The organism is Rhodococcus sp. IEGM 1406, from assembly GCF_030056745.1.
Classification (GTDB): Bacteria; Actinomycetota; Actinomycetes; order Mycobacteriales; family Mycobacteriaceae; genus Rhodococcus_F; species Rhodococcus_F erythropolis.
Map to the genome: position 1 here is coordinate 1 of NZ_JASHKO010000005.1, position 11862 is coordinate 11862.

At 62.0% G+C, this 11862-nt stretch carries 1 protein-coding gene; it reads right to left on the reverse strand.

Annotated features, from left to right (window positions below; all coding sequences use genetic code 11):
• The coding region (locus tag QM596_RS21965; RefSeq protein WP_502943438.1) for an amino acid adenylation domain-containing protein at positions 1-11308 on the reverse strand (11308 nt) is incomplete at its 3' end.
• Positions 11309-11862: the final 554 nt, after the last annotated feature.

Consider the following 11862-nt stretch of genomic DNA (forward strand, 5'->3'; position numbering starts at 1 on the left):
CAACATTCGACGACCGCAACGGCGCAACACGATCCGCATCCGTCACCACCGAACCATCGAACTCCGACACATCCACCGCGTCGATATCAACCACCGGCAAACCAGCGGGCAACACCAACTCACGCCCGGACCACGAAATCGCAGCCACCGGAGCAGCATCGGCCAACATGAACTCGACACGATCAGCCGGATACGACGGATCCACCGGCAAATACCCCGCACCGGACTTCACCACCGCCAACAACGCCACCACAAGATCAGCCGACCGCGGCAACGCCACCGCCACCAACGACTCCGGACCACAACCCTGAGCAATCAACCTGCGCGCCAACCGATTCGACCGAACCGACAACTCCGCATACGTCAACGACTCGTCACCGAACCGCACCGCAACCCGATCACCAAACCGCGCAGCAGCATCATCGAACCACGCCGACAACGTCGACTCCACACCACGATCGATCTGGCCAGCACTGAAGCGGGACAGCAGGTTTCGTTCACCATCGACCAAGATGTCAACGTCACCCACCGCTACGGTGGGATCAGCAGTCACCGCACGGAAGGTCCGTACCAGCCGATCACCAAATTCCACAACGGTCGACTCGTCGAACAGATCCGTCGCATACGTCAAGGAGGCGGACATTCCGGCGGGTGCGCCGGCCTCGTCGGTCCGTTCGGTCAGGGTCAACTGGAGGTCGAATTTCGCCAGTGCAAGATCAGCACTTTCGATCGACACTTCGAGGTCGCCCAGTTCGAGCGTTGTCTGTTCGTGGTTCTGGAACGTCAACGCCACCTGAAACAACGGATGACGAGCCTGCGAACGAACCGGATCGAGAACCTCCACCACACGCTCGAACGGAACATCCGCATGCGCGAACGCCTGCAGATCCACTTCACGCGCCGAAGCCAACAGATCCGCGAACGACATCGACGGATCAACCTCGGTACGCAACACCAAAGTGTTGACGAACATACCGATCAGATCGTCGAGCTGCGCCTCACCGCGACCCGCGATCGGTGTACCGATCGCGATGTCGGTCGTTGCAGACAAACGAGAAAGTACGACGGCGAGCGCTGCGTGAACAACCATGAACGGTGTCGAGTTACTGCTGTGCGCAATCGAATTGACAGCTTCGTGCAGAGTGGCGTCGATATCGAACTCGACCTCGGCTCCGCGCCCTGAAGCGACCTCGGGACGCGGACGATCACCAGGCAGATCCAACTGCTCCGGAAGATCAGCCAACGCATCCGACCAGAACGCAATCTGCTTCGCGATCACGGACTGCGGATCCTCCTCGGACCCGAGAACCTCACGCTGCCACAACGAGTAATCGGCGTACTGCACCGGCAACGGCGTCCAAGCCGGCACGGACGCTCGTGTACGTGCTTCGTAGGCAACCATCACGTCGCGGGTCAACGGGCCCATCGAGAAACCATCGGTCGAGATGTGATGCACCACGAACACCAGGACGTATTCGCTGTCGCCGACTTTGAAGAGCTTGGCGCGCAACGGGACTTCAGACGTCACGTCGAAGCCGACCGTCGCCAGCTCTGCGACGCCTGCAGCCAGGCGATCTTCCGTGATCGACACGGGGCTGAGATCGACAACAACGTCTCGAACGTCACGGATTTCCTGGTACCCGACGCCGTCGACGTCCGGATACAGCGTCCGCAGTGATTCGTGTCGGCCCACGACATCGAGCACGGCAGCGTTGAGAGCTGCCACGTCGAGGGCGCCCGAAATCCTGATCGCCGCCGGAACGTTGTTCGCTGCCGACGCGGGTTCGAACCTGTTCAGGAACCACATGCGCTGCTGCGCCAACGAAAGTGGGATCCGAGCGGGCCGGGACTGCGGGACCAGTGGGGCCGTGGCACCCGAACCGGCGTGCAGCTCGAGCCGGAGGGCGAGTGACTGCACGGTCGACGCTTCGAAGAGCGCACGAACCGGAACGCTTGTGTCAAGCGCCTCCCCCAGCCGTGCGGCGACACGGGTCGCGATCAGCGAGTTGCCTCCGAGCTCGAAGAAGTCGTCGTCGCGGCCAACCTGTGCGACTCCGAGAACTTCGGAGAACACCTGCGCGACAGTCTCTTCGACGGTCGTGATCGGCGCCTGATACACCTTCGACTCGAACACGGGCGAGGGCAGAGCTTTGATGTCCGTCTTGCCCGCGGTGGTCAACGGAATCGAATCGAGTACCAGTACCGAGTCGGGGACCATGTAGCCGGTCAGGAACGTCGACACCGACTCGATGACCTGTGCGGGATCCACCTCGGCGCCGGCCTGTGGCACCACGTATGCAACGAGACGATCTCCGAAGTGATCGTCGGAGCGAACAAGAGCAACAGCTTGCGCAACGCCCGCGCAACGGGTCAGCGCGGCCTCGATCTCGCCGAGTTCGATACGGAACCCACGGATCTTGACCTGGAAGTCACTGCGGCCCACGTACTCCACTGCGCCACCGTCGATCCACCGGACCACGTCACCCGTGCGGTACAACCGCTCACCCGGCGCCCCGAACGGGTCTGCGACAAAACGACCCGCCGTCAATGCCGGCTGTCCCAGGTATCCACGAGCGACCTGAACACCCGACACGTACAACTCACCTGCGACACCAACCGGCACAGGCTGCAAGCGGCCGTCCAAGATCCGCGCGGCCATACCCCGAATCGGGCCGCCGATGTTCATGCGATCAAACGCGGTCAGCGTATCGCTGATGTTCGAGGCGACCGTCGACTCCGTCGGACCGTACGCATTGAAGAATCCACGCACACCGCCATCCGGAAGCGGCACCGCCCACTTGGCAACGAGAGACCGCGAACTGGCTTCGCCACCGACGACAACCACCCGCAACGCGTCAAGCCCGCTCGGATCCACTGATGCCAGCGCAGCGGGCGTCACGAACGCATGCGTCACGCCCTCCGAACGCAAGATCTCGGCCAGTTCCGCACCGCCGTACACCGTCGTCGGCGCAATCACCATCGTCGACGCGGAGCCGAATGCCATCAGCAACTCGAGGACAGACGCATCGAAACTCGGCGAGGCGAAATGCAGCGTCCGAGCATCCGCGGTCAGCGCATAGCGCTCGACCTGCTCGGCACAGAAATTCGCCACACCGGCGTTGGTGACCACAACGCCCTTGGGCAGACCTGTGGTGCCGGACGTGTAGATGACGTACGCAGGCTGCCGCTCGTCGATCGCACTACGTCGATCCGAATCACTCACCGGCGCGCAGGATTCTGCCGCGCACGCCGCCACTGTCTTCTCGTCGTCGAGAACAACCCACGTCAACGCCGACGGCAATCCTGCCTCGACGTCACTGAGCGCAAGACCCAGCACCGCACCGGAATCGGAGATCATATGGGCGATACGGTCAACCGGATACGTCGGGTCGACGGGCACGAACGCAGCACCCGTTTTCGCCACTGCCCACAGAGCGAGAACCGAATCGGCCGAACGCGGAATCGCGATCGCGACCCGATCCTCCGGCCCGACGCCCTTCGCAATCAGAACACGAGCGAGTTGCGACGACCGCTCGTCGAGTTCGAGGTAGCTGATCGACTGACCGTCGAAGCGAATCGCATCCGCCGACGGATCCAAAGCGGCCGCCGCTGTGAGAATCTCGACCAGGGTTCCCGAGACCGACTGACCTCCATGAACATCGGCCAGCACACCCCGCTCGGCCGCATCGAGAATATCGATGTCACCGACGACAATCGAAGGAACCGACACGACAGTCTCGAGGATACGAACCAGACGCCGAGCAAACCCTTCGACCGTCGAAACGTCGAACAGATCTGCAGCAAATGTGAATTCGGCCGAGAGCCCTTGCTGGATCCCGTCTTCGCCGATCGACTCGGTTACTGCGAGTTCGAGGTCGAACTTGGCAGTGGTCGTGTCGATTTCGGCGGCCTTGATCGCCAGTCCCGGCAGTTCCAATGCCGTTTGCGCGAGATTCTGCAAGGACAGCACGACCTGGAACAGCGGATGTCTGGCCTGCGACCGGGCGGGAGCCAAGACGTCCACCAACCGCTCGAAGGGCACGTCCGAGTGAGCGAACGCTCCGAGCGCAGAATCACTCGCCGCAGCCAGCAGATCCGTGAATGCCTGGGCCGGGTCGACCTCGGTCCGCAGAACAAGCGTGTTGACGAACATGCCGACGAGATCGTCGAGCGCCTCGTCGCCACGACCGGCAACGGGAGTGCCCACGGCGATGTCCGAGGTTCCGCTCAGTCGGGCCATCAGAACGGCAAGCGCCGAGTGCAACGCCATGAAGAGCGTCGCGTTGTTCTCCCGTGCCAGCGCGTCCAATCGACGGTGCACATCCCCGGAGATCTCGAACGCGAATCGCTCGCCGCGCATCGACGCCACATCAGGCCGAGACCGGTCCGACGGAAGCTCGATCACATCCGGTAGGTCTGCCAGAGTCTCGGTCCAGTACGAGATCTGCTGCGAGATCAGTGATTCCGAGTCGTCTTCCGACCCCAGAACCTCACGCTGCCACAACGAATAGTCGGCGTACTGCACAGTCAACGGCTGCCACGCCGGCGCGGTCCCATCCTTGCGTGCCGAGTAGGCAATCATGACATCGCGAGCCAGGGGCGCCATCGACCAACCGTCAGCGGCGATGTGATGAACCACGATCGCGAGGGTGTGCTCGGTGTCGCTGACCGTCAACAGGCGGACACGGATCGGCACGTCGACAGTGACGTCGATCGCTGAGGATCCGATTGCAGCGACTCGACTTTCGAGCTCGTCCGGATCCGAAACCGACTCCACGGTCAGTCCACCGAACGCCTCCGAAAGCGACAGAATCGACTGCTTCGGTCCGGAAGCCCCGTCCGGATATACCGTTCGGAGCACTTCATGCCGGGCCAGTACGTCCTCGAGCGCAGTTTCCATCGCGGCAGTATCGAGATGACCAGTCAGGTGCAGAGCAAAAGTGATGTTGTAAGCAGCTGAGTCGGTGTCGAAGCGGTTCAGGAACCACATGCGCTGCTGCGCCAGCGACAACGGAATTTCCGCGGGACGCACCTGTGCGACGAGCGCCTTCTGCCCGCCGCTACCTACGTGCGACTCGATGTGTGCGGCGAGCGCCTCGACGGTGGAAACGTCGAATAGCGTTCGCACCGGCACCGTAGTGTCGAGCGCCCGCCCCAATCGGGAGGTGACCTGAGTAGCCACCAGGGAGTTGCCACCGAGTTCAAAGAAGTCGTCGTCGAGGCCGACTCGTTCCACTCCGAGAACATCCGCAATCACCTGCGCGACAATCTCTTCCACCGGCGTGGTGGGTGCACGAAACTCGCGGACCTCGAAAACAGGCTCCGGCAAAGCCCGGCGATCCAATTTGCCCACCGGGGTCAACGGAACCTCAGCGAGTTCCATGATGACGGACGGAACCATGTAGCTCGGCAGAGCCTCCGCCACGAACGAGGCGAGCACGTCCCGATCGAAACTCGACCCGTCAGCCAGTTCGACGTAGGAAACGAGGGTTGTGACACCCGCCGCGCCTTCGCTTCCGACTGTCACCGCGAAGCGCACAGACTCGTGCGAGGACAGAACTGCGTCGATCTCACCGAGTTCGATACGGAATCCGCGAACCTTGACCTGGAAGTCACTGCGGCCGACGTATTCGAGGACCCCCGCGTCACCGCGCGCGTCTCCGCCGGTCCAGCGCACGACATCGCCGGTCCGGTACATTCGCTCGCCGTCCGGCGAATACGGGTTGGCAACAAACCGTTCCGCAGAAAGACCTCGCCGCTCGTGGTAGCCGCGAGCCAATGCAGCGCCCGCAAAGTAGAGCTCTCCCCTGGTGCCGACTGGAACAGGATGCAGACGCTCGTCGAGTACCAGTGCCGACATGCCCTCGACGGGACGCCCGATGTCGATCGATCGGCCGATCGCGAGATCGCCGAACGACGAGATGATCGTGGTCTCAGTCGGACCGTACCCATTGAAGTAGGCGCGCCCTGGGGCCCATTTCGCCAGCAACTCGGGAGTGGTCACGTCACCGCCGACGGAGACGACTCGCAATTCAGGCAGCTCTGCCGGCTCCATGGTCCCGAGTACTGCGGGAGTGATGATCGCGTGTGTGACCTTCTCGGAATGAAGAAGATCCGACAACTCGTGTCCACCGATAATTGTCGAGGGAACGATCACCAAAGTTGCACCCGCAGAGAAGGCGACCATCCATTCCAGTACCGACGGGTCGAAGCTCGGTGAACAGATATGGAGGAAGCGTGAGGACTGTTCTACCTCGTAGCGACGCTGTGCTGCGTCTCTGACCCCACGGAGACCACCGTGAGTGACGCTGACACCCTTCGGTTTTCCCGTGGAACCGGATGTGTAAATGACATATGCAACGTGAGAACTGTGAATCGGAGCGATTCGGTCCTCGTCCGTGACCGGCGCTGAAGATTGCGTCGACAGTTCTCCGTTCAGCGCCTGGCCGTCAAGGACCAACCATTCTGTGACCGCAGGAAGCTGATCTACGAACTGTCCCGACGTGAGTCCGATCGCGGCCGAAGAATCGGCCAGCATGTGCCGGACACGATCTTCCGGATAGCTCGGGTCGACTGGGACGTATGCCGCCCCTGACTTCGCCACCGCCCATACTGCACAGACCATCTCGTACGAGCGAGGAAAGGCGAGAGCAACAATGGTCTCGGGGCCGGCGCCCCGTCCGATCAGAACCCGTGCGAGCTTCGACGACTGCTCATCGAGCTCGCGGTAGGTGATCGATCGACCCTCGAAGCGAACAGCAACCGAATCCGCCTCAGCCGTGCCGGACAGGAAGATGTCGACGAGACTCTGCCGGGGCATCGTGTCATCCGCGGCTACGACCGTCAGATCGGTGCGCTCGGAGCGTGAGAGCAGGTCGATATCGCCGACGATCGTTTCAGGTCGGGTAGCCACGGCATCGAGAATGCGCACGAACCGAGTAGCGAAAGTGTTCACCGTGGCCGGATCGAACAAGTCCGTGGCGTAGGTGAAGGTGGCACTCAAGACATCCGCGTCTTCGGTTCCTTCGGGATTCTCGGACACCATGAGTTCGAGATCGAATTTGGCGACCGGTACTTCCAATTCAGCTGCAACTGCTTTGACACCTGAGAATTCCAGTTCGCGTCGTCCACTGATCTCCGCAGTGAGCGCAACCTGGAACAGCGGGTGACGAGCCTGCGAACGCGCCGGACTCAGGACTTCGACCAACCGCTCGAACGGCACATCGGCATGCCCGTAGGCAGACAAGCCCGATTCCCTTACCCGAGCGAGCAACTCTTCGAATCGTTCGTTCGGATCGACCTCGGTGCGAAGCACCAGGGTGTTCACGAACATGCCGATCACGTCGTTGAGCGCTTGATCGCCTCGCCCGCCGATCGGGGCACCGATCGCGATGTCGGAGGTACCACTGAGCCGGCTCAACAGCGTTGCATATGCCGCCTGCAACACCATGAACAGCGAGACGCTCCTCGAGCGCGCCAACTCGTTCAACTTGCGCGTCGTGCGTTCGCTGATCTGAAAATGGTGCTTGGCACCGTGATTGGACGCGATGGCAGGACGAGGTCGGTCGGTCGGCAGATCCAACTGATCCGGCAAATCGGCAAGTGCCCGGCGCCAGAAGTTGATCTGGCGAGACGACTCCGAGCGCGGGTCTTCGTCGGATCCCAGTGCTTCGCGCTGCCACAGGGCGTAGTCGGCGTACTGAATCGGCAGCGGCGTCCACGCCGGCGCAGACTTCTCACTTCGCGCCGAGTATGCGACGAGAAGGTCACGTGCGAGCGGACGGAACGACAGTCCGTCTGCAGCGATGTGATGGAGAACCATCACCAGGACGTAGTCCGTCGGAGACACCTCGAAGAGGGCAACCCGTACCGGGATTTCGAGCGTCACGTCGAAGCCACGAGACGCCACGTCGAACAGCGCCGCGTCGAGATGCGAATTCCGAATCTTGACCGGATTCAACTCCACCGCGGCCCGGTCGACCGGCAGAACCAGCTGTTGCGCGGTTCCGTCGACATCAGGGTAGATCGTCCGCAAGGACTCGTGTCGCTCGAGAAGATCCATCACCGCGGCATGCAGGGCGGACGGGTCCACCGAACCGGTGAGCCGGACCGTGAACGGAAGGTTGTACGCCGGCGTCGACGGCTCGAGACGATTGATGAACCACATGCGCTGCTGTGCAAGCGAGAGCGGGACAACCTGGGGACGAGGCTTGGCGATCAGCGGGGTGAGCTGCCGCGCGTTACCCGCCACAGACTCGGCGCGGGCCGCCAAGGTAGCGACCGTGGTGGACTCGAAAAGCTCTCGAACGCCGAGTTGCACTCCCAAGGCGGAACCCACGCGGGTCACCAACTGTGTTGCAACCAGCGAGTTTCCACCGAGTTCGAAGAAGTCGTCGTCGATACCGACGCGCTCGACACCGAGAACGTCGGCAAAGACGTCAGCGACAACCCGCTCGATTTCGGTGCGGGGCTCGCGGTACTGCTTCGCACTCGCGAACACCGGCTCGGGCAACCCGGCACGATCCAATTTGCCACTCGTGTTGAGCGGCAACGCATCGAGCACCATCAACGCGGCCGGAACCATGTACGAAGGGAGGCTTCGACCGGCGAACTCACTGAGCACCGCAGCATCGATGTTTCGGCCCGGGCCCGGCACGACGTAGCCGACCAATTGATCACCGGTCGGGGTGACGGTCACCAAGACAACAGCCTGGGAAACGTCGGGGTGTGCCAGAAGGACGGTCTCGATTTCGCCGAGCTCGATGCGCTGCCCACGGAACTTCACCTGGAAGTCGGTACGCCCGATGTAGTCGAGGTTTCCGTCCTCACGGCGGCGGACGAGGTCGCCGGTCCGGTACATACGCTCACCGGCCGTGCCGTACGGATTGGCTACGAACCGATCCGAGCTCAGGTCCGGTCGACCAACGTATCCGCGCGCGAGTTGAACGCCGGCGAGATAGAGCTCACCCGGCTGCCCGATGGGGGTCGGGCGAAGTTGTCCGTCCAGTACGTGCGCCTGAGTGTTCCACTGCGGCATACCGATCGGCACGGAAGTAGTATCCGTGGCCACGGCCTCGTAGTACGTGACCGATACCGCGGCTTCGGTCGGACCGTACAGGTTGTGCAGTCCGGCTCCACAGAGTTCACGGAAGGCGGAAGACGTCTCGGGCGGGAGCGCCTCGCCGATGACGAACACGTGGCGCAACGAATCACAAGATCCGGCAGGTGCATTCGCAGTGAACAGCGTGAGCATGGATGGCACGAAGTCGGTGATCGTGACGCCGAGCTCCGCGATCTTGTTCGCCACGTAGATCGGGTCTCGATGACCGTCCGGAGTCGCGACGACGAGCGTGGCGCCGACCTGCAACGGCATGAAGAATCCCCACAGCGACACGTCGAATGTCGTAGCGGTCTTCTGCAGGTAGATGTCCGACGCCGAAAGCTCGTACTCGGCGTTCATCCACTGAAGCTGATTGTTGATCGCCGCGTGAGTGACCGCGACACCCTTGGGTCGACCGGTCGAACCCGAGGTGTAGATCACGTACGCAGTGTTCGAGAAATGCAAGGGAGACAGGCGATCTGCGTTGACGATCGGCCTGCTGTCGAGCTGCCCGTAGTCCAGTGTGTCGATCTCGATGACCCGTGTGCCCGAGGGCAGATCCACGTCGTCCCGCGCAGTGGTCACAACACACGTGGGCTGCGCCGACTCGAGAATGTAGGCGGTGCGTTCCGCTGGGTGGTCGGGATCCACCGGCACCCAGGCTCCGCCAGCCTTGGCAATCGCGTACAGACCGACCATCAAGTCCAAAGACCTGCGGATCGACAGTCCTACAAGCGATTCGGGCCCAACACCCATGGCGATGAGTTGACGAGCCAAACCATTTGCGCGAGAGTCGAATTCGGCGTATGTGAGGCTGGCGCCTTCGAAAACGACAGCGGTGGCATCGGGAGTTCTCTCGACCTGACGCTCGAATGCTTCGGTGATGGTCTGCGAGGCAACGTGGAAGCCGGTGCGGTTCCACAAGGCAACCTTGTTTCGCTCCTCGTCGGTTGCGACAGGAAGATCCCAGACCTTGCGGCTCGTTTCGGCCGAGACGAACTTCTCGAGAAACTCTACGAACCGCGAGTGATTTCGCTGGGCGTCCGCGGGCGCGTACAGATTGGGATTCGACTCGAAGTCGATGTGTGTGCGGGTATCGCCGACGCTCTGGTACAGGTTGACACCGAGGTCTTCGATCAAACCCGTGGACAAGATGTGAAGCTCGCCGACAAGGGGCCCGAACGCCAACTCGGTGGAAAACATCATGATGTTGATCCACGGGCCGAAGAATCCGCCCCGGCCCGGCCCGTCACCGCCGCGAACCATGTCCTCGTGTCGGTATCGCTGGTGGCGCAGTGCGCCGGACATTTCGTTCCTGACGTCGTCCAGAAGCTCCTGGACGGTGGTGTCCGCAGTGACGGTCAGTCGCAGCGGCACGACGTTGGAGACCATGCCTCCGGATCGACGCAGCACGGCTGTCGTTCGACCGGAAACGGGCAGACTCAGCGACACGTCCTCTCGCCCGGTCATCTGAGCGAGGTACGCCGCAAACGCCGCGACGACAGTGCCGGCAACAGTGGTCTTCTCTACGCGCTCGAGGAACCGCCCGAGCAGAGCCTCGACGTGGTTGGACAGCGATGCACTGTCGATCCGACTGACTGGAGCAGGCGCGGCACTTCGACCCGCGAGGCTCGAGATCTCGTCGAGATTCTCGATCTTGTCTGCCCAGTACTTGCGATCGGTTTCGAAACGACTCGACTGGCGGTACTTGTTGTCTACCTCGTAGACGTTCCGGAGATCGGAGGCCTCACTCGGCTCCGGATCCCGGCCCTCCACGCGCGCTGAGTACAGCTCCGCCACGCGAGTGACGAACGTCGACGCACCGAAACCGTCGAGAATTGTGTGGTGGACCCGCGTGTACCAGTAGTAGCGGTTCTCGCCGAGGCGCAGGATCGTGGCAGAGATCAGTCGGTCCGTAAGCATGTCGATCGGCCGGCTGCGATCTGCTCGCATCCACCGCATGGCGGCGTCGTGCGAGTCGTCTTCACTACGAAGGTCGACGTAGCCGACTGAATCATCGAGTGTGGGGTCGATGATCTGGTACGGCTGGGCATCGATCTCGAAGATCCGGACGAAGGCCGACCCGATTTCGCGACCGGCGTCTGCACAGGCCTGGCGAAGGGCGTCAAGCTCCAGAGCACCACGGAGTTCGACGTACTGGGCGATGTTGACCGGTACTGCGGGATCTAGGTGCTGCGCGAACCACATACCGAGCTGGGCCGCCGAAAGTGGGAATGCGTCTGATCGCTGAACGTCTTCCGGCGAGCTGCCGACCTCCGGCTTGCCGCTCCCCAGTTCTCCGTTACCCAGCGAATTCACGCCCACAGCCTCTCTTCCACACCATTGCGCACCCGTGCGAGCCGAACGTCCGATTCGCAGCAGCTACCGACCTCATCCAACCTCGACGAGCCAGAACCACCCATTGTCTCCGATACATAGGTGACAAGAGAAATCCATACCCCGGTGTATCGACGGTTTTGCTGCAATTCGTTACAAATCGCCCAGCTCATCTACCCCCCGATCGCATTGCCGAAACGCACGGTTCAGACACTGTGCGCGACATCTCCACCCCTGGAACAATCAATTTGCTGCCGACGATCTGCACCCCCATCCACATCAGTCACCTCGGACAATTTACAGGCCCCTCAGCTACTTGGTGCCCGAGCTCGAACCAGATTCGACAGTCGCTGATCGAGACTATCGGTACACGCCGACAGACCGACGAAAGAACGCGCCGACCAGCGGTCGGCGCGTTCTTTCGA